Origin of the sequence: Vibrio sp. Vb1127, assembly GCF_033338735.1 — a bacterium.
Lineage (GTDB): Bacteria > Pseudomonadota > Gammaproteobacteria > Enterobacterales > Vibrionaceae > Vibrio > Vibrio alginolyticus.
Genome location: NZ_JAWOTF010000019.1, coordinates 22,990 through 48,326, shown reverse-complemented (window position 1 = coordinate 48,326; position 25,337 = coordinate 22,990). Strand labels below are relative to the sequence as shown.

General features: G+C 45.7%; 21 protein-coding genes. 1 reads left to right on the top strand and 20 read right to left on the bottom strand.

Annotated elements, in window-relative coordinates; genetic code table 11:
• Positions 1-39: 39 nt before the first annotated feature.
• On the top strand, positions 40-1,416 hold the full coding sequence (locus tag R7H07_RS19395; protein ID WP_005381133.1) for a PhoH family protein: 1,377 nt from the start codon (positions 40-42) through the stop codon (positions 1,414-1,416).
• Between the two features lie 66 nt (positions 1,417-1,482).
• Here R7H07_RS19395 and tldD read toward each other — a convergent pair whose 3' ends face one another.
• The 20 genes from tldD to R7H07_RS19295 form a co-directional block, all read right to left on the bottom strand.
• Positions 1,483-2,928: a metalloprotease TldD gene (gene tldD, locus R7H07_RS19390; RefSeq protein ID WP_065274895.1), complete on the bottom strand. Its 1,446-nt coding sequence runs from the start codon at positions 2,926-2,928 to the stop codon at positions 1,483-1,485.
• Between the two features lie 11 nt (positions 2,929-2,939).
• Entirely contained in the window at positions 2,940-3,761 is an 822-nt protein-coding gene (locus R7H07_RS19385; RefSeq protein ID WP_085344285.1) for a carbon-nitrogen hydrolase family protein, read from the bottom strand.
• A gap of 33 nt (positions 3,762-3,794) precedes the next feature.
• Positions 3,795-7,676, bottom strand: coding sequence for a YhdP family protein (locus R7H07_RS19380; RefSeq protein WP_206959932.1), 3,882 nt, complete (start codon positions 7,674-7,676; stop codon positions 3,795-3,797).
• A 12-nt stretch (positions 7,677-7,688) separates the two neighbouring features.
• Positions 7,689-9,158 (bottom strand): ribonuclease G, encoded by a 1,470-nt coding sequence (gene rng, locus R7H07_RS19375; RefSeq protein ID WP_005381138.1) that lies wholly within the window; start codon positions 9,156-9,158, stop codon positions 7,689-7,691.
• A gap of 18 nt (positions 9,159-9,176) precedes the next feature.
• Positions 9,177-9,746 carry a Maf family protein gene (locus tag R7H07_RS19370; protein WP_048626847.1) on the bottom strand — a complete coding sequence of 190 codons (570 nt, stop codon included), beginning with the start codon at positions 9,744-9,746 and terminating at the stop codon, positions 9,177-9,179.
• Between the two features lie 4 nt (positions 9,747-9,750).
• Positions 9,751-10,239 (bottom strand): rod shape-determining protein MreD, encoded by a 489-nt coding sequence (gene mreD / locus R7H07_RS19365; protein WP_012841380.1) that lies wholly within the window; start codon positions 10,237-10,239, stop codon positions 9,751-9,753.
• Positions 10,229-11,128, bottom strand: coding sequence for a rod shape-determining protein MreC (mreC, locus tag R7H07_RS19360; protein ID WP_046873599.1), 900 nt, complete (start codon positions 11,126-11,128; stop codon positions 10,229-10,231). Before mreC ends, mreD begins: the two co-directional genes overlap by 11 nt.
• Positions 11,129-11,278: 150 nt before the next feature.
• Positions 11,279-12,322, bottom strand: a complete 1,044-nt coding sequence (locus tag R7H07_RS19355) for a rod shape-determining protein (protein ID WP_005381144.1) — start codon at positions 12,320-12,322, stop codon at positions 11,279-11,281.
• 151 nt (positions 12,323-12,473) lie between these two features.
• Positions 12,474-16,529, bottom strand: a complete 4,056-nt coding sequence (locus R7H07_RS19350) for a DUF6701 domain-containing protein (RefSeq protein WP_206959930.1) — start codon at positions 16,527-16,529, stop codon at positions 12,474-12,476.
• Positions 16,530-16,537: 8 nt separating this feature from the next.
• Entirely contained in the window at positions 16,538-16,972 is a 435-nt protein-coding gene (locus tag R7H07_RS19345; protein WP_186584633.1) for an MSHA biogenesis protein MshP, read from the bottom strand.
• Positions 16,962-17,675: a PilW family protein gene (locus R7H07_RS19340; protein ID WP_104979757.1), complete on the bottom strand. Its 714-nt coding sequence runs from the start codon at positions 17,673-17,675 to the stop codon at positions 16,962-16,964. Before R7H07_RS19340 ends, R7H07_RS19345 begins: the two co-directional genes overlap by 11 nt.
• Positions 17,675-18,256: a prepilin-type N-terminal cleavage/methylation domain-containing protein gene (locus tag R7H07_RS19335; protein ID WP_132937235.1), complete on the bottom strand. Its 582-nt coding sequence runs from the start codon at positions 18,254-18,256 to the stop codon at positions 17,675-17,677. The genes R7H07_RS19340 and R7H07_RS19335 overlap by 1 nt, the downstream gene beginning before the upstream one ends.
• Positions 18,253-18,732, bottom strand: a complete 480-nt coding sequence (locus R7H07_RS19330; RefSeq protein ID WP_206959928.1) for a type II secretion system protein — start codon at positions 18,730-18,732, stop codon at positions 18,253-18,255. The genes R7H07_RS19335 and R7H07_RS19330 overlap by 4 nt, the downstream gene beginning before the upstream one ends.
• 124 nt (positions 18,733-18,856) lie before the next feature.
• Positions 18,857-19,081, bottom strand: coding sequence for a type II secretion system protein (locus R7H07_RS19325; protein WP_199266800.1), 225 nt, complete (start codon positions 19,079-19,081; stop codon positions 18,857-18,859).
• Between the two features lie 77 nt (positions 19,082-19,158).
• Positions 19,159-19,665 (bottom strand): type II secretion system protein, encoded by a 507-nt coding sequence (locus tag R7H07_RS19320; RefSeq protein ID WP_047103654.1) that lies wholly within the window; start codon positions 19,663-19,665, stop codon positions 19,159-19,161.
• A gap of 291 nt (positions 19,666-19,956) precedes the next feature.
• On the bottom strand, positions 19,957-20,418 hold the full coding sequence (locus R7H07_RS19315) for a hypothetical protein (protein WP_054579426.1): 462 nt from the start codon (positions 20,416-20,418) through the stop codon (positions 19,957-19,959).
• Positions 20,419-20,421: 3 nt separating this feature from the next.
• Positions 20,422-21,645 carry a type II secretion system F family protein gene (locus R7H07_RS19310; RefSeq protein WP_206959926.1) on the bottom strand — a complete coding sequence of 408 codons (1,224 nt, stop codon included), beginning with the start codon at positions 21,643-21,645 and terminating at the stop codon, positions 20,422-20,424.
• Between the two features lie 8 nt (positions 21,646-21,653).
• Positions 21,654-23,378 carry a GspE/PulE family protein gene (locus R7H07_RS19305; RefSeq protein WP_005381188.1) on the bottom strand — a complete coding sequence of 575 codons (1,725 nt, stop codon included), beginning with the start codon at positions 23,376-23,378 and terminating at the stop codon, positions 21,654-21,656.
• Positions 23,375-24,469, bottom strand: coding sequence for a tetratricopeptide repeat protein (locus R7H07_RS19300; RefSeq protein ID WP_206959925.1), 1,095 nt, complete (start codon positions 24,467-24,469; stop codon positions 23,375-23,377). The genes R7H07_RS19305 and R7H07_RS19300 overlap by 4 nt, the downstream gene beginning before the upstream one ends.
• Entirely contained in the window at positions 24,466-25,311 is an 846-nt protein-coding gene (locus tag R7H07_RS19295; RefSeq protein ID WP_053303467.1) for an ExeA family protein, read from the bottom strand. The genes R7H07_RS19300 and R7H07_RS19295 overlap by 4 nt, the downstream gene beginning before the upstream one ends.
• Positions 25,312-25,337 lie beyond the last annotated feature (26 nt).

Sequence of the window (25,337 nt, the reverse complement as noted above, 5' to 3'; positions counted from 1 at the left end):
CAACTCGCATGCAGAGCCGTACTACGGCAAGGAGACGCTATGGGCGATACCGATCGGAAACTGTTTGTACTCGATACCAACATTCTTCTTCATGAACCCTTTGCCATCTTCTCTTTCCAAGAACACGATGTCGTTATCCCCATGACCGTGTTGGAAGAACTCGACCGAATCAAAGACAGCAAGCGCGACGTTGCAAGAGATGCGCGCGTAGCTATTCGCACCTTGGAAGATTTGTTTAAAGAAGCAACGCCAGATGAAATCTCTGAAGGTATTCCTGTTTCTAAAGACAACCCCGACCAAGGTACCATTTCCATTTTGGCGGATTTTGAACTGCAGGAAACCGTCAAAGCCTTCGCCGACAAGGCCGGTGACAACCGTATTCTCAACGCGGTGCTTTATCTGCAAAATAAACGTGCACCACGTGAAGTGGTACTGATCACGAAAGACATCAACATGCGTCTGCGAGCCAAAGGGGCTGGTGTACGCTTTGTTGAGGACTATAGAACCGACCAACTGATTGACGACATTCAATACCTAACCAAAGGCTTTCAATTGCGTGAAGGTGATTTCTGGAGCGGTATTGAGGAAGTAGAAAGCTATGCACTGGGCGGAAAAACTTACCACAAACTCAGTCGCGAACCCTTCGACCCAACCTTTATCAACCAATACGTTATTGATGAAGACAGTGACTTTGCTGGTCGCGTAGAAACCATCAATGAAGACAAGCTAACGCTTCTCGACCTGAGCCGCGAACGTCTAATGCATCGTAAGGCTTGGGACATCACACCTAAAAATATCTACCAGGGAATGGCGTTAGATGCCTTACTCGATCCAGAAATTGACTTGGTGATTCTAACGGGTGCAGCGGGTAGTGGTAAGACATTACTGGCAATGGCAGCAGCATTGGAGCAAACCATTGAAAAAAGCATGTTCGATAAAATTATCGTAACACGTAACACGCCAGATATCGGTGAATCCATCGGCTTCTTACCCGGCTCCGAAGAGGAGAAAATGATGCCGTGGTTAGCGGCGGTGACCGATACCTTGGAAGCACTACATAAACACGATCACTGCACTGAAGGCTCATTGAAGTACATCTGCGATAAAGCCAACATTCAATTTAAATCGATCAACTTTATGCGTGGCCGTTCGATTCAAAATGCGTTTGTACTGCTTGATGAGTGTCAAAACCTCACTGCATCACAAATCAAAACCATCATTACCCGCTGTGGCGAAGGAACCAAAATCGTCTGCTCCGGTAACTTGGCGCAGATTGACTCTCATTACCTCACCCCAGTGACATCAGGATTGACGTACATGGTTGAGCGCTTCAAGAACTTTGAAGGCAGCGCAAATATTCACCTCAACGGCGTGGTTCGTAGCCGCTTGGCGGAATTTGCTGAAGAAAACCTGTAATTGACACCGACTCACAAAGCAAAAGAGCGCTCTAATGAGCGCTCTTTTTATAACGATTCGACTGAGTTACTCCGTGCCACCCACTGTCAGTGAGTCCAGCTTCAAGGTCGGCTGACCAACACCAACTGGCACACTTTGACCTGCTTTACCACATACGCCAACGCCCTTGTCGATACTTAGGTCGTTACCGACCATAGACACTTGCTGCATTGCTTCGATACCTGAGCCAATCAACGTCGCACCTTTAACAGGGCGCGTAATTTTACCGTTTTCAATCAAGTACGCTTCCGATGCAGAGAACACAAACTTACCCGAAGTAATGTCCACCTGGCCGCCACCAAAGTTTGGCGCATACAACCCTTTCTCGACCGTCGAGATAATTTCTTCTGGCGTATGTTCACCTGGAAGCATGTAGGTGTTGGTCATACGAGGCATTGGCAAGTGTGCATACGATTCACGACGACCGTTACCTGTTGGGTTCACACCCATTAACCGCGCGTTTAGCTTGTCTTGCATGTAACCTTTCAGCACACCATTTTCGATAAGCGTGTTGTACTGGCCGTTTACCCCTTCATCATCCACATTCAATGAACCACGAAGGTCTTTTAACGTGCCATCATCGACGATGGTACATAGTGAAGACGTCACTTGTTGACCCATTTTTCCAGAGAACACTGACGACTCTTTGCGGTTAAAGTCACCTTCTAGGCCATGACCTACCGCTTCGTGTAGCAACACGCCTGGCCAACCTGAGCCTAATACCACTGGCATCATGCCTGCTGGTGCGGCTTCTGCTTCAAGGTTGATTAACGCCATTCGAATCGCTTCGTCTGCGTAATGGAAAGCTTGTTTCATACCATTGCTTTCCGTTAAAAAGAAATCGTAACCGAAACGGCCACCGCCACCAGCGCTACCTCGTTCACGTCGTTCACCTTTTTGAGCGAGCACGCTAATAGACAAACGCACCAAAGGACGAATATCGCCTGCATAAGTACCGTCTGTTGCCGCAACAAGCATCTGCTCATGCACACCGCTGATGCTGATCGAAACTTCTTTAATCAATGGTTCTTTAGTGCGGATGTAAGCATCTAGAGATTTGAGTAATTCTGTTTTTTGCTGCTTTTCCCATTCAGCTAGTGGATTCACAGCCGCGTAGTACGCTTGGTTTTCGGTGCGTTTAAACGCTTGGACTTTGCCATTTTGCCCTTGCTGAGCAATACCGCGCGCCGCCATTGCACTCTGCTTCAGGCCTTCAGGCTGGATTTGATCAGAGTAGGCAAAGCCTGTTTTCTCGCCAGTTACTGCACGGACACCAACACCACAATCAATGTTAAAAGAGCCATCTTTGATGATGCTGTCTTCTAGAACCAGAGACTCATGCCAGCTGGACTGAAAGTAAATGTCCGCATAATCGATCTGGCGCGTCGCAATGCTGGCAAGCGTGTCAGCAATGTCTTGTTCTGTCAGACCATTTGGGGCAAGGAGTGCCTGTTCTATTTGGTTTGTGCTCATAGTTAGCTCTTTTATTTCCGTCTCAATTCATTTTGAAAGCGACTGTGTTGAGTCAGCGGCATATTCTGCCTTACTTGTTGGCTTTGTGACAAATCTATCTCCGTCACCAATAAACCTACTTCATCCTGAAGCTGTTTATGGATACGTCCCCAAGGGTCAACGACCATTGAGTGTCCCCATGTTTTTCGTCCACATGGATGCGTTCCAGTTTGTCCGCTTGCCAAAATCCAACATTGTGTCTCAATCGCTCTAGCTCGCAATAATACTTCCCAGTGAGCTTGCCCCGTCACAGCGGTAAACGCAGCAGGCACCACAATGATATCCGCGCCTTCTTGGCGTAATACTTTATAAAGCTCAGGGAAACGAAGATCGTAACAGATGCTCAATCCAACGCTGCCGATATCGGTTTCCGCCACGACTATTTGATTACCCGCCATAAACGTATCCGACTCACGATAACTACCATAACCATCGGCTACGTCGACATCAAACATGTGCAGTTTGTCATAGTGAGCAATGCATTTACCGTGCGGCGGTAATACCAGTGTTGTGGTCGTGACACCTTTTGCAGTTTGAATGGGCATGCTTCCTACAATCAGTGTTAACTGGTTCTTTCTTGCGATTTCAGAGAGCCGCTGTTGAATCACGCCACTCCCAAGTGGCTCTGCATGTTGATGGTACGCTTCGCGGTTGGCAAACAGCACCGTATTTTCAGGGGTAAGGACAAGCTTGGCACCTTGCTTACTCGCCAAAGCACACTGTTTTTCAATAAAGTCCAGATTCGCAGTGATATCTGGACCCGATGTCATTTGAATAATGCCAACACGTTCCATGTGTTTCCTCCTTATTCCATTTTAGTCGGTGAGTTATTTGGCCTGTTCACGCAGCTTTTCTGGCAGTTTGTATTCACCTTTACTTCGCGAAATTTCTTTCACCGTTGGTGAATCTAGTGGACCTTTCACTTCATAATTGACTTGAGTGAAGACCTCAACCACCGGAGAAATCACTGTTGAAATGGCTAAAACATACAACGCGGTTTGTGGCGCTACTGCAAACGCGGTCAGCATTGGTAGGCCTGATGTGATGTCTGGGGTGAACTTCACTTCCGCATCGACCATTCTGCTGTTCATATTGGCGATGCCGCGGATCTGCATTTCTCCTGCTAAGGCATCCATCACGATATCGTTGGTGATAAACACGCCATCTTGGATTTTGCCCGTGCCCGTGATCGAGTTAAACGCCATGCCTTTATCGAATACGTCGGTAAAATCGAGCTGCATCTTACGGATGATAGAATCCAAGCTGAACAAACCTAACAAGCGTGCCGCACCACTGACTTCACTGATCACGCCTTTACCAAATTCCGTTGAGACATTCCCTTGCAAGGTTTGTGTCTTCATCGACCAAGGCGCGCCGTCCCATTCCATATTGGCATTGATCTCAAATGGTGCCTGCTGAATACCCGATGTGATACCAAAGCGCTCCATAAGATCAGTGTTGTTATCACCTTTCATTTTCATGGTTAAGTTGGAATGGCTACTCTCTTTTGTCAGGTCCCACCAACCGCTCATATCAATACGGTTTTTGCCGCTGCTAAAGGTGATATTTTTCCACTCCAAACGGTTCTCGCGACGCTGCAAATCAACATTCACCTTCCCCACTTTGTAACCTTGCAACCAAAAATCATCGATGTTCAAAGTTAAGTTTGGCATCTCAGCGTGAAACTGGCGGTCAAAATTGGTAATCAAAGGCGCGTTTTGGTCTTCACTGGCAAAGAGCGAGCTGCGCTCTTTGGTCATCTCTTCAAACCCTGGAATATACAGGTGCAAGTGCTCCAAAGAGACCGATAAGTCATACGGCTTCAGATAGTTAGCCTTACCTTTAACCTCTTGACTGTCCACATCGAGTTGCCAGCTCAAATTCTTTTTGCTTGCGGAGAAGTCCACATCATGAAACTCAATTCCACCAAGCTGCAAGTTAGGCGTTTCAACATCAATCCGTGTCGGCAATGGAATACTCGGCGTCTTCATGCTTGCCAAAACAGACGATGACGGCTTGCTTTCTGAGCCCTGAACCAGCTCTGCCCACTGGTCTAAATTAAGCTCCCCGACACGCACTGATGCATCGTGTCCGACAATAGGGCTGATCCTGAAACCACCTTTGCCGACCATTAAATGAGTCGCCGTCAGAACAGGTACATCGCCAGTTATATCTATCTCGGTTTGATACTTAACATTTGGTATCTGTAGTCTTGCTGAAATACTTTCTTGGTTGCCGGATGCCTGTAGTTTTGCTTGCCCGGACTCGCCAACTTGTTTCGCTAGCGGATAGGGATATTGACTCGCTAAACGATTTAGCTGCGCCAACACATCAAGTTGATAGGTGAAGCCTACATCATTAAGTTGTAAGTCAATGTCCATTTGCCACGGCGCATGCCCAGAAACAAGCTTTAGCCAACGCTCGCCAACATAAGGTTTGAGAGGCTCAACGTCCCAATCCCCTAATGTGTTAATCGTCACATTGTAGCCCTGTTCCGCACTCTCACCATGAAAATCGAGGGAGATAGGCTGGGTAAGCAACTCTGCAGACAAACCCGATGTGGTGACCACATCATTATCGAAGTGGATACGCCCTGTGGCTTTCTCCAGCGTCATTGGCGGCGCTTCAATATCGACACGGTTTTCTGTTAAATCGGCATAACCCCAAGCACGGGACTCTTTTTCAAAATCAAACGGAATGTTGAGCTGGAACTCAGAGTAAACCGGACCACTCACTTGCAGCGCCGTCAACGCTGCCCCGACCGAGTCCACCAATGGCGTCGCCATCATGTAGTCACGAACTTCATTGCCCGGCGCGCTCGCTTTGGCTTCAATCTCAATGTGTCCACCTTCCGCCAACTCAGGGATTCGCCCAGTAATACGCTTGGCATGAACACCATTTAGCGTAGCGGACTTTGAATCCAAATACATGGCATCATTTTCAAACAGCAAGTCCAGCTGCAGATCAGTGATGGTTGGCCACGCCGTATCAAAGCTAAATTTCGCGTCTTTTAAACCGACCCACGCCTGAAACATGCCATTATGATCTTTGTAAGGAAAATCCCCTAACTCGCCATACCACAGCAGCTTAGCCGTATTCACTTTACCACCTTGAATCGCAGTCGATAGGTAATCCGTTAAGTCTTGTCCGAGTGCCAGAGTCGGCAGGTAACGCCATGTTTCACCTGCGTTATAGAGATCTGCTTCAGCATAAAACGATAAAAATGGGCTTTGTTCTTTTGGAAAATCAAGACGGAATGCTCCTAGTACTTGAAGATCTGGTGTCGCTGCCGTCACTTTATCAGACCACAAGCGCCAGCCGCTCTCATCTTGTTGCCAGATAATATCGACTTCACCTTGTTTGATATTCAGCGGAGCTTGAAATACATCGCCGTACGGAAATACATCATCAATGACGGTTACTTTCGCTTTTGCCTGATCTAAATCACCAGATACACTGCCCTGTACATGATGGAATCCTGGTAGCAGTTCCCATTGCGTCATTGCAAGTTCATCCAGTTCCGCGGAGTAGCGTAACGTGTCTAAACCACCGTTCATGGACAAGCGAACATCTTCAACTCGGCCTTTCGGTGCCAATTTGTTGATAAGGTCACTGGTCGATTCCGACTCTGGAGCCAATTTGATGAGCGGAATAAGTGCTTCTATATCGAGTTGAGAAAGGTTGAGCGTCCAACCATTCGGTTGCCAATCAAACGCTGCGTCTAATTCCGGCCAAGGGGTGTTGTCGGTTCGGATCCGAAGTGAGTGACCATTTACTTTCCAACCTTGTTTATCTGGTCGAAGATTGAAAATACCTGACTCGATAAACAGCTCATGACGACCGTTTTCATTCCACACCAGCTCAGAAGGCAACAGTTCAACATACGCATCATTCGGTTGGCTGTGTTTCAGCGTCAGCCAAGTGTTTAAGCTGACCTTACCCGACTCAGCACCCGATTCTTCTTGCATGTAAGTGGTTAACCAAGGCGTCACCGAGACATCTTGGGCACTTACGTAAAACTCACCAGACACATCACGTAGCGAACCATGATCTTTAAAGTTAGCGCTCACTAACAATGAATTCAGACGAACATCGGCAATGTTCACGGTGCCTTCGGCTAAGTGGTGCTTGCCTTGGTTGCTCCAACGGAGCTGCTCGATATCTAAACGGCGAGTCTCACCAGATACCGATTTATACCAAATCCGTGAGTCGGTAATGGTGAAGTCTTCAAACTGACGTAAAAGAAGTGAGTCGAGTTGGTCGATGAGCTTCACTTCGCTCTTGTCCACACTCGGTTCCTGCTCTTGACGACTAGAGGTCGGCAGAATGTCTACGGTGTGAATATCCAGAGCGAGGTTATGGATGGTGAGGTCTGCGACCACCGGTTTGAGTTGCAAAAGAGATTGAATGAGATCGAATTCAATTTGGATTTCTTCAACGGCAAAGCGTGCATCCTGAATATTCGGCAGGTTCGCTTCTAAACCGAGTAGCGCGATGGAGGGGTGATTATTGCGCCACGTCCCTGCGACGTTGGCGATAGAAAAGTCAAAACCTGTGTCCTGCTTGACCCAGGTTTTGATCTCATCTTGGAAGTGGTTAAGTTGTGGCAATGTGACGCGCAGTGTGGTTACTAATATGGCCAATAACACCAGTACAGTAACTAAACTCCACGCACAAAAACGCCCAAAACGGTTAACACCAGAATTCACAAATGTTCCAAATTACATCATTACGACGTCAAACTGTTCCTGAATGTACAGGGGCTCAGCCTGAACTCGCACTTGCTTGCCAATAAATACTTCGAGCTCAGCCAATGCATGAGACTCATCACCCAACAGCGCTTCAGCGACAAACGGCGATGCGTACACAACAAAATTATCGGCGTCGTAAGCACGGTTTACACGAGTAATCTCGCGTAATATCTCAAAGCACACGGTTTCAACCGTTTTCACACTGCCACGGCCCTCACAAGTAGGACAGCCAGAACACAAGATATGTTCAATACTTTCTCGTGTGCGCTTACGCGTCATCTCGACTAAGCCGAGCTGAGTAAAGCCGTTGATGTTGGTTTTTACTCGATCTTTAGCCAGTGCGGTTTCCAATGAGGTGAGCACTCGCTGACGGTGCTCTTCAGACGCCATATCGATAAAGTCGATAATGATGATGCCGCCGAGATTGCGCAAACGCAGCTGACGAGCAATAGCTTGCGTTGCCTCAATGTTGGTATTAAAGATGGTCTCTTCAAGATTACGACGACCAACAAATGCACCAGTGTTGATGTCGATAGTTGTCATAGCTTCAGTTTGATCAATGATCAAATAGCCACCCGACTTTAGCTCAACCTTGCGCTCTAAGGAGCGCTGAATTTCATTCTCGGTGTCGTACATGTCAAAGATTGGCTTGTCACCTTCGTAAAGCTCAAGCTTGTCTGTTAACTCAGGTACATACTCAGAAGTGAATTCTTTCAGGTTTTCATATTCGAGGCGGGAGTCGACCATGATTTTATCGAGCTCTGTGCCGACAAAATCACGCAGAATACGCTGGGCCAAACCAAGTTCACCGTAAAGCGTTGAACGCGTCTTGTATTTTGAACGACGCTCCATGACTTTTAGCCACAAGCGCTTAAGAAATGCCGCATCTTGAGAAAGCTCTTTTTCATCTGCGCCTTCCGCTGCGGTACGAATGATAAAACCACCGTGCTCATCACAGTAATGGTTCACCACTTTTTTCAGACGCTCGCGCTCTTTCTCACTCTCAATACGCTGCGAGACACCAACATGGCTGGCACCCGGCATAAAGACAAGATAACGTGAAGGTAATGTGATGTCAGTCGTTAAACGCGCGCCTTTCGTGCCGAGCGGATCTTTGACCACTTGTACAACAATGTCTTGTCCCTGACGTACCAGCTCAGAGATATCACGGACTTGAAACTGCTGTTTTTCGTTCTCTGCCACACATTCGGTATGCGGGACAATATCTGACGCATGTAAAAACGCCGCTTTATCTAAACCGATATCGACGAAAGCCGCTTGCATACCTGGCAGTACTCGGCTGACTTTGCCTTTGTATATATTGCCCACAATGCCGCGACGCGATTCGCGCTCGATATGTATTTCTTGTAGTACTCCACCTTCAATCATGGCCACACGAGTTTCACTCGGGGTCACGTTAAGCAGCAATTCTGCACTCATGTGCACACCTCAAAACAATTATAAAAATTCTTGAATTAGCTGATCGGTTTCGAACAAAGGTAAGCCTACTACAGCGTGATAACTGCCTTCGATTCGGGTGACAAATCGCCCTCCGAGTCCCTGAATACCATAACTTCCAGCTTTATCGCATGGCTCTCCTGACTGCCAATATTGTTCGATTTCTTCGTGAGTCAGTTGTTTGAACCACACGTCAGTGGTGACGACCACTGAATGTTGTTGTTCCGATGATACGACGCTCACCGCAGTCATCACTTGATGACGACGACCGGATAAGTCAGTAAGCATACGCTTTGAATCTTCAAAACTTTTTGGTTTTTCTAGCACACGGTCATCACATACTACGACCGTGTCAGAGCCCAATACAACGGAATCAGGCTTAGCTAATGCTAAGCCTGCCTGAGCTTTTTCCAAAGAAAGACGCAGCACGTACTCTCGTGCCTGCTCATGAGCCTGTTTAGCTTCCTCAATATCAGGCAATACGATCTCAAAGTCATAACCTAGTTGAGCAAGCAGCTCTTTTCTTCTCGGAGAACCCGAAGCGAGAACGAGAGATAAGCTTTTCTTCACCGCTTTACCTTACGTGCCATGCACGACGAACTCGTCGCATTAATAAAAACATCCATGGCCAAAGTATACAGTTTATTGCCGCCGTCCACAGAGATAATGGATTAAATACTACGTCCTGGTTCAAATATTCCCCACAGAATATCAAAACTTCCAATAACGCAGTAAAAAAGGCAATTAAAATCGACTGTTGCCACAATGCCATGTTACGAATCAACAGGAAATTCAACGCCACCAGATAGATGACAATCGACATCATCATGCCGCGAATTCCAAGCGTTGAACCGATCAAGATATCCCATAATAAGCCCAGTACTAGCGCGGTTCCAACGTTCACTCGGTGCGGCAGTGCCAACACCCAATAACACGTTACAAGGAACAACCATGATGGACGTAAAACATCTAACACACCTGGCCACGGAATGGTTTGCAACACCAGCGCAACGAAGAAACTGACACCAATCACCATTCGGCTACTCACTACATTATTGGCCATCAGTTACCTCTTGTTCTTCTTGCTCTAACCCTTCTTCCACATTGGATCGCAGCACTTTGTGTTGACGATCTTCATTCGGCCAAATCAGCAGTAGGTAACGTAAACGATCAAACTCTACAACTGGCTCAGCCTTGATTGACGCAAATTCTTGGCGCGTATCGTGATCCACATTGGTAACCGTCGCGACTGGGTACCCTTCTGGGTAAATCCCACCTAGGCCGGATGTCACCAGTAGATCGCCAACCTGAATATCAGTACTGGTTGGAATGTGCTCCAGTTGGATTTCATCCATTTCACCATTGCCCGACGCGATCACTCGAATATCGTTACGGATCACCTGGACAGGAATCGCATTTTTCGCATCCGTTAGCAACAGAACACGTGCGTTGTGCGCTGCGACAAACGTGACCTGACCAACAATGCCTTTTTCGTTGATCACTGGCTGTCCGACGTACACACCGTCTATTTGTCCTTTATCAATCACCACTTGATGACGGTAAGGTGAGGTATCAACTGCCATCACTTCAGTTACGACTTTCTTTTCATCCCGGACAAATGAAGAGCCTAACAATTTGCGTAGACGTTGGTTTTCTTCTTTATATTGATCGAGCAAGATCAGCTCGCTTTTCAGGCGTAGCACTTCTCGCTTTAAGTTGCGATTGCCTTCAACTAATGCCTGACGAGTATTAAAACGTTCAAATACGCCATCGAACATGCTGCGAGGCAAATTGGCTGCGTATTGAATGGGCGCAACCATACTGTTCAATAAGTATCGGACGTTGGAAAACGTATCTAGACGACTATCAGCCAGCATTAAGCTCGCCGACACGATGACAGCAAAAAACAGACGTAATTGCAGAGACGGACCTCTGCCAAAAATCGGTTTCATCTTGTTTTTGACCTGATTGCTTCCATGATTATTGAGCCTTACTTGGCAACCTAAAAATACTTAAATAAATACTTTTAGGTATGGAGCATGTTTGAATTACAGAGAGAGCAGAAATGAAGGTGAAGCCCGACATGAGCTTCACCTAAACCTTTATTCTTCAGAGAACAGATCGCCACCGTGCATGTCGATCATTTCTAGTGCTTTACCACCACCACGCGCAACACACGTTAGTGGATCTTCCGCGATAACCACAGGGATACCGGTTTCTTCCATTAATAGACGATCGAGATCTTTCAGTAGCGCGCCACCACCAGTCAGAACCATGCCGTTTTCAGAAATGTCTGAAGCAAGCTCTGGTGGACACTGCTCTAGTGCAACCATGACTGCTGAGACGATGCCAGATAGCGGCTCTTGAAGCGCTTCTAGGATCTCGTTTGAGTTCAAGCTAAAGCTGCGTGGCACACCCTCTGCAAGGTTACGACCGCGAACTTCAATCTCTTGAACTTCATCGCCAGGGTAAGCAGAGCCGATTTCGTGTTTGATCTTTTCAGCCGTTGCTTCACCAATTAAGCTGCCGTAGTTACGACGTACGTAGTTGATCACGGCTTCATCAAAGCGATCACCACCGATACGTACAGACGATGAGTAAACCACACCGTTTAGAGAGATAACCGCAACTTCAGTTGTACCACCACCGATATCAACCACCATTGAACCTGTCGGCTCAGACACGCGCAGACCAGCACCAATTGCTGCCGCCATTGGCTCGTCGATTAGGTAAACTTCACGCGCACCAGCACCGAGTGCTGATTCACGAATTGCGCGGCGCTCAACTTGGGTAGAACCGCAAGGAACACAAACAAGAACACGTGGGCTTGGCTTTAGGATGCTGTTATCGTGCACTTGCTTGATAAAGTGCTGAAGCATTTTTTCGGTTACGTAGAAGTCAGCGATTACGCCGTCTTTCATTGGGCGAATAGCGGAAATGTTGCCAGGTGTACGACCAAGCATCTGTTTTGCTGCGTGACCGACTGCAGCAACGCTTTTTGCAGAACCTACACGATCTTGACGAATAGCAACTACAGAAGGTTCATCAAGGACAATTCCTTGCCCTTTTACGTAAATTAGAGTGTTGGCTGTACCTAAATCGATAGATAGATCGTTAGAAAACATGCCACGAAGTTTCTTAAACATACTCTTCGCTCATCCTGCAAAAATATAGAAGACAAAAATTGCTCTAAATGTACCAATGCCTCGCTGTCACAGCAAGGTATTGGTACACAAACATGAGCAGAAAGCCTCAATTTCTTGCAGTTTCCTAACTTAAGGGCAAAAACCTAAGTTGTTACTGTCCGGTTAACCCTGGCTCACCACGGTAAATCACGCGATCGTTACCTCGATGAATACCAAAGGTGACGACGGATGATGGGTTTTCTTCGGAGCCATCATTGTTCCAGTCGTATTTGAGCCAAGGGAGGTTGTTACCACTAGGGTCGAGATTAAGCCAAACTTCAGCTTGTTGACGTCCACAGTCTGCGCGCTCTTGCTTAGCAATAAGTTCACGCATGGCACCATCGTTAACCGTCGTTCTGACGCCTTCAAGTAAAATGTCGCAGTCGGAGCCATCATCAGGCCAAACTGGCTCCTGGCTTTTTAGAGTTGGGGACACTGTTGTCCCGTTATCCTTACTGTTTAAAACGAATCGGGTATCTCTCCAATACTCCACTCTAAGGGGGATATTAACAGATTTACCCTGATTCACTCCCACATCATCCAGAGCTATGCGACCAAACCTGACATCAGGTTGCGATAGTAGCTGTTGCGAAACCATTCTATCTTCAGTGCTATTTTGCCCTTCTTTTAAGAACATCGTAGGATCAACATAGCCAGATACTTTAGTTCCATTATTATTAAGTGAAAGCGAAATAGACGTTTCGATGGAACTATCCTTGTCTGCCGGTAGTTTTGAATTAAATGGACCATCGGGACTCGGCAAAGATAAATCTTTACGCCAATAAACTGAGTTATCCCAAGTTTTGCTCCACACAGCTCCCGACCAGTTATCACTAGTCAAATCGGAATCCAAAATGCTAAGTCTATCTGAGTAACCACCAGCCAAATACAAATCTGCTTTTAAAGAATTGGCAAAACCACCATAATTTTGAGTTGTGTAACCGTTAGCGTTATATGCTGTGACTTCAAACTTAACCGATTCAAAATTCTGTCCCATATATACAGATTGATTCTGATTATCAGGGTAGGTCCACTCTGTCCCGGTGACTTTAAAGTAATCCGGATAGAAGCGCCCAATGGTTGACTTACCATCGGCTATTTTAAATGCATTACTACCAAGATATAGAGATGTGCCAATATCATCGCCATTTTCATCTTTAGCAACTGGTGCCTCAGCAATAAGCTCGAAAACACCGACTTCTGAAACCGATTGATCAAACGTCACACTGCCACGAGACCATTTACTTGATTCTGGTAGCTTCTCATTTAGAAGTTTGGCTAATGAACCATTAGACGGGTACTTCACTTTATTACTAACCGTAATAGTCTTCTCTTGATAGTTCTCAGCAACCGTATCATCATCTTGCAATGCCGAGATGGTTAACTCAAAAACTTCACCAGCAGCAACAAACCCCGAAGAACAGCCATTTTCACTGTTGGTGCACTCTCCGCTCTTATCACCACTCTTTGCAGTAACTTTCAGTTTTGAAGGAAAACTAACGAAGCTGCCGAATCCATCCGAGTCATCAACACCTTCAACACTGGCTTTAAGTTTGACCTTTCCAGCTTCAGAGTATCTCAACTTAAAGAATGCCTTGCCTTCATCATCAAAATAAACATTAGGCAGGTATTTATTAGCTCTGGTTAGCTCGACATTTGAACTCCATTCCACAGCCTGATCTTTCACTTTTTTCTTGTAAGAAATCACGACAGGTTGAGAGCTATCGATCGGTGCCACTTCATAATCAATCGACATATTAACACCGCGAGATTCTCCGCCGTCTTCAGTTCGAGTTGAACAAAACGATAGGTAGTCCTCCCCCGTAGTTTCGCGACTAGCAACTACATCATTAACATTCACCGCAAGCACATTTGAAGCGAAGGTTACATTACAGTTGTTAGCAGATAGTGGCCCGCCATTAATTCGACATCGTGCCCCTTCAAAGCCAAACTGTGGTACGGAACTTTGATCGATACCCAAAGTAATATCGCCAGCTCTTGAACCTTGCAGCTCAAGCTGAGTTTCATTCTCAAACTGTACATTTGTACCACCAACCCAGTTGGCAACATTATTGCCAGTAGATGGAAGTAAAGTGACAGAGAGAGGCGTTAAGCTGCCATCATCGTATGCATCTCTAGGATATTGCTCAGAACAACTTTCATTCATACAAGCTCTAAGTGTCACATCAGAAGCCTGACACGTACTGCCTGAGCCTGAGTAGTCAAACTCGAAATGATGAATACCATCTGTTAATCGCGAGTACTTGTCCGCACAGACTCGGAAGTTATCAATATCATGCGTATTGGTAAGCATACCTGTGGATGCCGTTACCGACAGACGGAAGTTATCTGGAATATAGTTAAAACCACCTTTTTCCAAAACGTTAAACTCTTCGATAACAGGATCCCATCCGCCATTTTTTCCGACTTTTCGAAATACAGCCAGCGTTATCGTATCGGTGTTACGCGAATTTAAAACTACTTTATAACGATGCAGTTTCTCTTTACCTTTTCGATTATCCAACGAGCTGCTGTATTTTTTGCCAGTGATATACGGATAACCTTTCAACCACTTACCATTCGCATCTTGGACGCCCTGTCCACGCACCCCAACATTATCAGCAACACTATTTGAAACGATTTTCTCGCTCCCTTCACGAATGTAGTTACCAAACTCATCAATACCAATACCTAGCCAACCACCAGCAAAGCCTTCTACATCTTTGGAGACTTCAGGGTAGTGATTCTTTAGAAGCTTCATCCCGTAACCAAGCGGACCACCAAATGCCCCGGTTTGAGGAGGGACACTCGCATCAGAAATCACCAGCGCAACACCGTCAGCACCATTCCCACCATATGCATTGTGATCAAACTCAATCTCTAAATAGTTCTGATCTGAAGGAAAAATATAGTTATATGCAGAGGCTGTTGCCTGCTCTGGTTTATTTGAGTTTAAGATGAAACGTCCATCAGAGATATGGGGCTCGTCACTGGTACCAAAGCCCATCACCGACCAGTTTGACAATGAACCTGAATTGAAGTTTTCTTCTGGTAATAGTGAACATTGCTGTGTTGGCGGAATAACAGGAACTAATTCAGGACAAAGTGAGGCTACAGCCTCTATTGGGCACTCTCCGGTCTGGGGGGGCTGACAGTTGGGATCATCTACACCACAATAAATGTCACTATCATTGTACTCGTAAGAATGTGATTTTGAGTTAACAGAACCACAGACGGTCGAGCTTTTTACTGTGGCTTTCCCGTGGGACTGAATCGCTTCACTAAGAGTATAAACACCTCGATTTTGATCGAGTTTAGAGTTAGTCAACGATACTTCGCTACCTGTTGATTCTACCCGGCCACAAACCAATGAGTTTTTAATATCGACTTTATGTAGAGCGAGAATATTTCCGTGTACTTGGTTATTGGCTTCTAAAATAACCTCTAAGCCCTTACTGGTAACGTCACCCGTAACCTTTGTTTCATTTAATGTAACCCGGCTTGATGCAGAAATATCACCTTGAATTTCATTCCCGCTTTGCTCAGTTTTCACCTCACCACCGATACTTGTCACGCTACCTTCGACATGGGTTTGCTTCAACGTAACCGTTCCAGCAGCTTCAACGTTACCGCGAATGATATTGTCGCTTTGTTCGGTTTTTATCGTGCTCGTTTTACTCGTAACATTTCCTTCAATAACCGCTTGAGAAAGAATAACCTCCCCATGCGTGGACAAGATCGAACCATAAACATGCGATCGGTTCTTAAGTTGAATTTTACCGTGCGACTCAATATCACCATAAATATCATAGCCACCGTTATCTCCGATAACATCGCTGGTCTCGTTAATAAGGTCAATATGAGCATTAGATTTACCGATCTGGTTGTTGCCAGCGAGTTGAATAGTACCTCGTACACGAATCGTCATTTTACTATCAGACACAATAGTATCGCCGTTATTCAACGTGAGTCCGTTCGGGCATACGTAGGTTGTAGGCCTAACAAAAAAATTAAATCGATCTTGGTAACTACCGTTATCACACAAATCGCTTGCACCTTCAGGGACCCACCTCACCCAGTCCCAACTTGGCGTAATATCGTGAACCTTAGCGAGAACGTTCGCCGTACTCATCATACATATCAAGGCTAAGCAAATCAGTTTTTTCATTCTTGTTATTACTCCCGAACCCAAATCTCTTGCTGGCGCTCAACTTGCGATAAGCCCGAGCCACAAACGGCCGTAGCTTGCACCCTAAATAGTGACTCTGCTGCTGGTGTTCCTAAGTTTAAAGTGCCTAAATCTACACAACTCATTGGGCTAAGCCTACATCCGGTCCCTTGTGTGACATTAGGCATTGCACCGCTTACCGTATTTGTGCAGATTGTCGCGACGCTATCACTCGTACCATTGATGGGATATAACCTTGTCAATGCCCACTCATTTGCAGACTGAGCAACAAACCAAGCTTTTGTTCCCAAAAACTCTCTTGTTAATCCGCTTTGATTCGACCATGTCACTTTCATTAAAGAGGAAGCCAAATATCCCATTACAATAATGACGAACAACACGATGATTAGTACATTTCCGCTGGAGTTTCTTCTATGGGACATTGAGCACCTGCACATCTTGTTGATACACACTACGTTCACCATCCTGCTCAAACTCTAAATTGATATGAACTAAACCACCTCGTTGCAGAGTTGGCTCTAGATAACGCATACCACTTACGGACGAATCGACACTATCCGCAACCGTAATACCATTTCGCGTAACTCGCTTGGTATCAAAACAGTAGCGAACCTCCGACTTCTCTTGATAAATATAAAGACGGCTAGAAACAGAGGATCCCGTAATCGTACTTGCCCCCCCACTAACAACAAAAACCTTACCTGTTTTAGCTAAACCACCAATGGCTATATTTCGCGAAGAAGTTGATTGTAAATCTTCATATCGGCTCGGATTTATCACCATCCTGCGATTCGCAGGAATAGGATTAAGCGTTGAGTCATTACCTAGCAAAAACTCTAAATCATTATTCTTAAACGTGTAAAAACCAGAATATTCAATCGGCACAAACTCTAGACAATTAGTTGTTCCTTTTGGCACATGAAAACTATTAGGTACAGCATGGCGGATTTCTCGGGTCATCTTTTCTAAAACAAACTGAGCCTGTGTTTGTATTCGTTGGCGATCGATAGTATCAGCGTAACCTTTCATTCCTAACTGGACATACCCAGCTATCCCCAACATGATGAAGCTGCCGACCACAATCGTAACTATCATTTCCATTAAGGTGAAACCACGATCTTTCATCAGTAGTTCCCCTTAATAGCTGTTAAAGTAAGGGGCTGCGTGTTCCCCGCAAAAATCCTTAATGTTACTTTTTTGTATTCGGTTATTTCATCGGGAGCTTTATCCGTCAGATCATCATAGGCAACGCTAATTTCTAATCTAAAGTTTTTGTACTGCTCAGTACTGTCCGCACCAAGTACATCACTAATATTCCCTCTAGGGACACCATCACACTGAGAAGCCGTTGTAGATGTGCTCCAACACCCGATATAGTCATCGACATCATTGAAATCACTAGGCGTTGTTTCCAAGGAACCGTCTAGTTTTTTATCCGCACCTAATTTATTTACGTCAGTGCAGCTCACTCCATTCTCACCACACCGAACGGTGCCACCATCAAAGTCGCTGTTTTCATCGAAGCCTCGCGACAATATCTGAGACATAAAACCTTGGCCTAATGCAGCGGCACGAGTTTGATAATGAGGTATAGCTGAGTCTCGAATTTGAGGGACAAGAAAAGAAGTAAACGCCACCATCGCAATGCCCATTAAAACAATCGCGATGATCATTTCTATTAACGTAATGCCACTAGATTTCTTCATGAGCATGTACCTTTAGAAACATAACCTTGAGAATTAATTTCAACTTGGCAGCGGCTTCGACCATGTTTATCTTCAATTAAGATGTTTACAGCACCACTTACAGGATTGCCGAGAAGGTTAAAATTAACTGTATTTTCGGCACCGCTGATAACAGAAAAATTTGCGGACTTATCGATAACCACGTCACTACGAGCATCTCGTGCACTGCCTGTTAGTGCACAGGCAGCAACCGAACCAACACATGAACTAGAAACTTGTAAACGAAAGTTGTTATCAGGACTTGTAGCATTCGACTGCATACGATTCACCTGCACTTGGCGAATCACAGAAATCACACGTTCTTGTAATGCATATGCAGAAAAACTGCCAGAGCCCATAAAACGGCTGGCTGCAAAAAGTGAAAGGATGGAGAGGAGAACAATCACGAGGATTAACTCCATTAACGTGAACCCTAATGCAGAGCTGCGAATTTTCATAACCCAACCTTAGGCTTAGAGCAAGCGAGATAAGTATACGATGAAATTATGAGATTAATGATAGGTTTATAATTTTTCGATTCGAAGTGTGAACAGACGAACAAATAACCAATGTCTAGTTACTTTACTCTTTTGAACGGCCAATCTCTTCTTCAATTCGATCGTAAGTTTCTTTATTGCTCAGCGTTTCAGAAACGTGCTCAGCGGTCTGCTTGGTTTGCTCCCACTTCGCTTCGTAAGTTTCTGGTTCAAAGCTGATAAATCTTGGTAATACCACATAACCGATCACACCTAAGATAATCAGCACAACGACAAACTCTATTGCACTAAGGCCCGATGATTTACGCATATGAACTATTCCGAGATTAACCAAAATAAAGAGATAAAGGTCAGACTAGCTGACCTTTAAAGGAACTTCTTAACTGATTAACATTTAGTGTCAGTTACTGTTGTTTTAGCACCCTCATCGATACCTTTACCTGACGCAGAGGTATAAGTAACGTAACATTCTGTCTCTTTAATCTTATCTACAGTATTGTCAGTGCCGCCTGCTTTCAGCGTAGAAGTTGGGAAAGTAGCAACTAATGTACCCACTGCACCCGAAGCACTTGCTGTTGATGCCCATGCCCAATCTTCATTCAGACCAGAAACTGCCTTAACTAGGCCGTTAGTATCAGGTTTTGGATAACCAAAGTCCGTCTGGATACCATTTTCTAACGTTTGACCAAATGTGGCTTCTTTTCCTTCAATAGCCGCTTTACCAAATACAATACCGGCAGCACCATCCATAGCCCCTTTCAAACCTTGAAGAGCTGATTCACGTGCATCAGATTGTAGGTTAAGGAAACGTGGTGCTGCAGTTACCGCTAGAATACCTAGGATTACAATTACCACTACCAATTCGATAAGGGTGAAACCACCTTGTCTTTTCATTGTTTACTCTCTCTATGTAAGCATGCAGTACAACTGCAAAGTTTCGTTTAGGTCACGCGACCATTTTGGATATTGTCAAAACGGTTTGGGGCAGCAACCTTCACTAAAACTGACCGTGAAGTGGATACTGTATCTACCGCTTGAGCAGAATGACGATTCGCCATTATTCAGTTCATGCTGCAATGAGAAAAACACATTATTGTTTACCCACTATTACAGCCTGTTACTTATGGTTATGATTGCATTATACCGACTTTCATTACCAATTATAGTGCTTAGGTGTCAAAAAAATCACTCCGCCGATATTTCGACGTCTATTTTCAGTTGATTAGCAGTTGAGATAACTACAATCGACTGACCATTTTCATAAGTGTATTGACAGACATAACGATCAGTTTTGATGGCTCCACTGATATCTATTAACTTGTTGGTCATTATTTTACGTTGGGGGTAATGCACCGCTAGCCAATAACCACAATCTAATACACCTTGCTGAGTAAAGGGAGACACTAACCCGCCCTCAGTCATAGTAAGGTTTAAGCCATCCATCAGCATATGTTCTGGCTCGCCTTGTACTAGCCAAGCTTGACGATAACGCTGAACACTATCTTGCATCCAAACTCTCGCTAACTTCGCTCCAGTTACTTGTGCTTGCTCGGTCACAGGACGTAATTTGACCGCCAAACCCACCGCCATAATCGTAGCAATAACCCCAAATACAATAAGCGTTGCTCGGCTTTGATTTTCAACCACCTATTAGCCGCCTTTGATGATGTCGAGCATTCCCCACATTGGTAGGAAGATACCCAATGCCAGCACCATGACCATGCCTGCTACAATCACCAAAAGTAATGGTTCTATTCTTGCGGTCAGTGTTTTTAGATCGTAATCAACTTCTCGATCGTAAAAATCCGACACTTCCAGCAGCAACTCATCAATACGACCAGTTTCTTCCCCTACTGCAATCATCTGAATCACCAATGGGGTGAATATTTTACTGTTGATGGCCGTCACTGAAATGGTGCTACCCGCTTCAATCGCGGACTTCATCTCAAGAATTCGGTTTTCTAAAAAACGGTTCCCTAAGGCTTCCCCGGCCAAAGCCAAAGACTGGTTAAGTGGCACCCCTGATTTCAGCATCAACGAAAAGGTTCTGGCAAAACGAGAAAGCTGCGCACGATTAACGATATCGCCTACAATTGGCAGCCGAAGCCGAAACTTATCGAACTTCTCCCGACCATCAGCCGTCGCCACCCACGCTCTGAACACCGTAAACGCGCCAATCATTGCCACAACCAGCAACACCCAATAATTAACAAAGAAATTAGAAGTCGCGATCAAAATACGCGTCGGCAATGGTAGCTCAACCCCAAAGCGCGTGAACATCGATGCAAACTCAGGGATCACCAAGATATTCAATACAAACATGGCGATGGTGATAAAGATAATGACAAACGTTGGATAACGCATCGCCGCTTTAATGCGTTTGCGAGTCTCAAGTTCCTGTTCGTAGTAATTCGCCAGTTGCAATAGCGCTTGGTCAAGCCGACCCGTATTCTCACCGACGTTGATCATAGAAACGAACAGTGGGCTGAATACTTTACTGTGTTGCTGCATCGCAGAAGACAAACCTCGGCCATTACTCAGTTCAGAAACGACATCTTCTAGCGCCTCTTTGAGCTGTTTGTTTTCGCAATTTTGCAACAAGCCACGCATAGAGCGCAGCAAAGGTACGCCAGCTTTAGTCAAACTAAACAACTGGCGAGAGAAAAGAATAATTACTTCCAACGGAATAGCAGGCACAAACAGCTTAGATAAGCTCACTTGGCTTTTTGCCGACTCTTTCTCTAACCGTATATTGACCGGGATGACCCCTTTATTCATCAAAGCTTCCGCCGCAGCTTCTGAGTTCACTGCTTCGATTTTGCCGTTAGTGGATGAGCCGTCTAGCGTGCGGCCTTGATAACGAAAAGTTGGCATTCACTTACCTATATGAAAATGGGATCAGTCTTACCAGAAGCATCGCCCTCACCTAGGGTCATCACTTCGTCCAAACTGACGGTGCCTTGTAGCGCCAGTTCCATTGCAGAAGCAAGCAGTGGCTTATAGTTTTCTGAGCGGCGCGCGGCTTGCGCAAAGCCAACCGCATCATTAGCGCGCAACTTATCCATCATCTCTTGCTCAAGTTCGAGCATTTCAAACACACCGATTCGGCCTCGATAACCAGTCAAATTACAGTTTTGGCAACCTGCGCCTTTATAAAAAATGGTGCTAACTTGATTTGGGAAACGCCCAGCTAACCACTGCTGGCGAGACTCATCTAAGTGGTCTTCTGTTTTACAATCGGGGCAAACTCGGCGCACAAGACGCTGCGCTACCACAGCTCTGACTGCACTAGCAACCAAGTAACCCGGCGCACCCATGTCGATCATACGTAACGCACTGTCGACAGCATCGTTGGTGTGGAGAGTGCTCAATACTAAGTGACCCGTTAGTGCAGCTCGCAGACCAATTTCTACCGTCTCTTGGTCACGCATCTCACCAACAAGAATGATGTCTGGGTCTTGACGTAAAAAGGTTCTAAGAACACGCGAGAAAGTTAGATCGATCTTGCTGTTAACCTGTACCTGAGTGATGCGAGGCAGACGATATTCAACCGGGTCCTCTGCTGTAATGATCTTTTTCCCAGGTTCGTTGAGCTCACTCAATGCGCCGTAAAGCGTGGTGGTTTTACCGGAACCTGTCGGCCCGGTAACCAAAATCATGCCATGCGGACGCGCCAACTGTCGACGTAAGCGAGCAAGCAAGTCTGGCGGCAAGCCCGACTCTTCTAACGGACGCAAACCAGCGGACTGGTTAAGCAGGCGCATTACTACAGATTCTCCGTACTGCGTTGGTAACGTCGACATACGAATATCAATTGATTGGCCACGAACTTTGATATTGAATCGGCCATCTTGCGGCAAGCGCTTTTCAGAAATATCTAGGTGTGCCATCAACTTCAGTCGAAGAACCAAAGCCGATGCAATATTCACTTCATTTAAGAGCGTTTCATGCAATACGCCATCAATTCGCTGGCGCAAACGCAATACTTGATCGTCTGGCTCAATATGAATATCCGAAGCTCCAACCTGTACCGCATCTTCAAACATGGAATTAACCAGCTTTACAACGGTAACCTCTTCACTATCGGCTTCATCAATACCGTAATCAAAGCTTTGTACATCTTTATGCTCTTCATGCAGCTGTTCAGCAAAGGAGGCGATCTCTTTAGTACGGCGGTAATAACGGTCAAAGCTTGAAATAAGCTGACGCTCCGAAGCCACAATGAACTCAAGGTTGTATTGGCCCAACAAGTTCATCAATGATTCTTGGATGAACAAGTCCGCAGGGTCACTCATAGCAACGCGCAGTGTGTCCCCATTTCGAGCAACGACCATCGCACGTAAGCGACGTGCGTGTACCTCAGGTAGAATCTGCACGGCTTCGGCATCCACAGGCGCACGACCAAGATCGATCAGTGGCAAACCAAGCTGCTGAGACAAGAAGTCCAACATTTGCTTTTCAGTAATAAAGCCAAGGTCAATTAACGCATCCCCTAACTTCTGCCCGGTACTGCGTTGTGCGTTTAGTGCTTGCTGGATTTGTTCTTCAGAGACGATACCTTCCTCAACCAGAAGATCGCCCAAGCGTTTTCTCAACTGAATTTTCATTGTGCGCTCTCCAACTCTTTCAAGATGCTCAAACGGTCACGGATAAATGCTTGCGATTGATTCGAAATGCCAACTTTACCCAGAGCTTGGTTGTAAGAGTTAATCGCGGCAGTAAAAGCCAGGGCGCGCTCTTGTTGAATAGCCAAACCTAACCACCAGCGCGCGTTTTCCGGCTCACGCTGAGTGAGGAGTTGATAGCTCTCAAGCGCAATGTCATTTTGCTTGTGTTTTTGTGCCAATGCCGCACGCATCGCCAAGTAATCTCGACTTGGTACTGGAGGCAAATGAACAAGCGGGCTCAGCGCCGCTTCAGGTTGATTAGCTTTCACTAACAACTTAGACAAGGCCAAGCGGAGTACTTGGTTGTTCGTATCTAGGTTGATACCTTCTTGAATAATCTCATATGCTTTACGCGTGTCACCTTTACCAAAGTACAACGCTGATAACTTTTGACGCGTGTCTGCATTCATTGGCTCATAACGCAACGCCTCGGCATAAGCCGATAACGCCGTTTGCATATCGTTAGCATCCAGTGCTTTTTCCGCTCGGCTAACCGCTTTAAGAGATAATTGGCGGTGAGTAAGCTCAACCTGCTCAATACGCATTGAGCTGTTTTCTGATGTTGTGTGGGTTACGTGATCGTATTGCTCCTCGCTCGGCATCGTTGCTAACTGCGCGAGTAAAACTGCATCATCAGAGGCGATATTTATCTCAGATCTTGGCGTGAACCTATCAGTCTCTTGCATGTGAGGCTGTTGCGCTACCGGCTGTGTGGCTAGTTTGGTGTAAACCACTTGAGTTGTATCGGGCGTCATTTTACTCGTTGGCGAGTGAGTGCGCTCCGATGAAACAATTGGTGAGACATTCACAGACGACAGTGGCATAGCGTCGGTTTGAAACTGTGATAGCTCGCCTGAAGGGACAGGACCGCGAGAGACCGCCCAGCTACCAACCGCAAGGCTTAACGAAAAACCGGCGACAAGCCAAAGCCAAGGTTTACTGCGTGAGACACTTGGAATCTCCGCACGAGTAAGCTCTGACGGCGATGTTTTTTCAGCAAGTTCTGATAATGCTTTATTGATGGCACTCAAGGTTGACTCCATCCCCAAAATACGGGTGTTTTAAACTTAGGTTTACGGGCATCAAACGTATCGTGCATAGCGGCGTAAACGTGATGATTTTTCAATAGTGTGCAACGCTCATTAAATGCAGCAAGCAACGACTTGTGGCTAATTTGGTTTATCAAGCGCGGAATCCCCATGGATGAACGCCAAATCGCTTTTTTCTGTTCAATAGAAAAAATGTGCGCCCCATTGCCTGCTTTATCTAAACGATTATTGATGTAAGCCACGCCTTCATCGATAGAGAGAGGACGTAACTGGCAACTAAACGTAATGCGTTGACGAAATTGCCTTAGCTCATGGTTAGCCAATCTTTCATCCAACTCAGGTTGTCCGAATAACACCAATTGAATGAGCTTATCTTGTTCCGTTTCTAGATTGCCAAATAGACGTAATGTTTCTAAAGCTTGTGGGGAAAGAGCTTGCGCTTCATCAACGATCAAGACGGTTTTCTTTCCCAAGTAATGTACTTGAATCAAGTGCTCTTGAATGAGGGAAACGATACGCAGCGGATCATCGTTCTCGATACCCAACTCTCTGGCGACAGCAAACTGCAACTGTTCCCCATTCAACACTGGATTGGGTAAGTAAATAAGCTCAACTTCAGATTCAATCTGCTCGATCAGCTTACGGCATACCATGGTTTTTCCAGTGCCTACTTCTCCCGTCACCTTAATCACCCCTTCTCCCATTTGCACGGCAGCTAGGATGGTTTGGATCGCCTCATAGTGAGGGACTAACCCCAAGAACATTTCTGTATTTGGGGTTAACGAAAAAGGCTGAACTCGGAATCCAAAGTGTGACAAGTACATACTCGAATCACAAACCTATTGAAAAA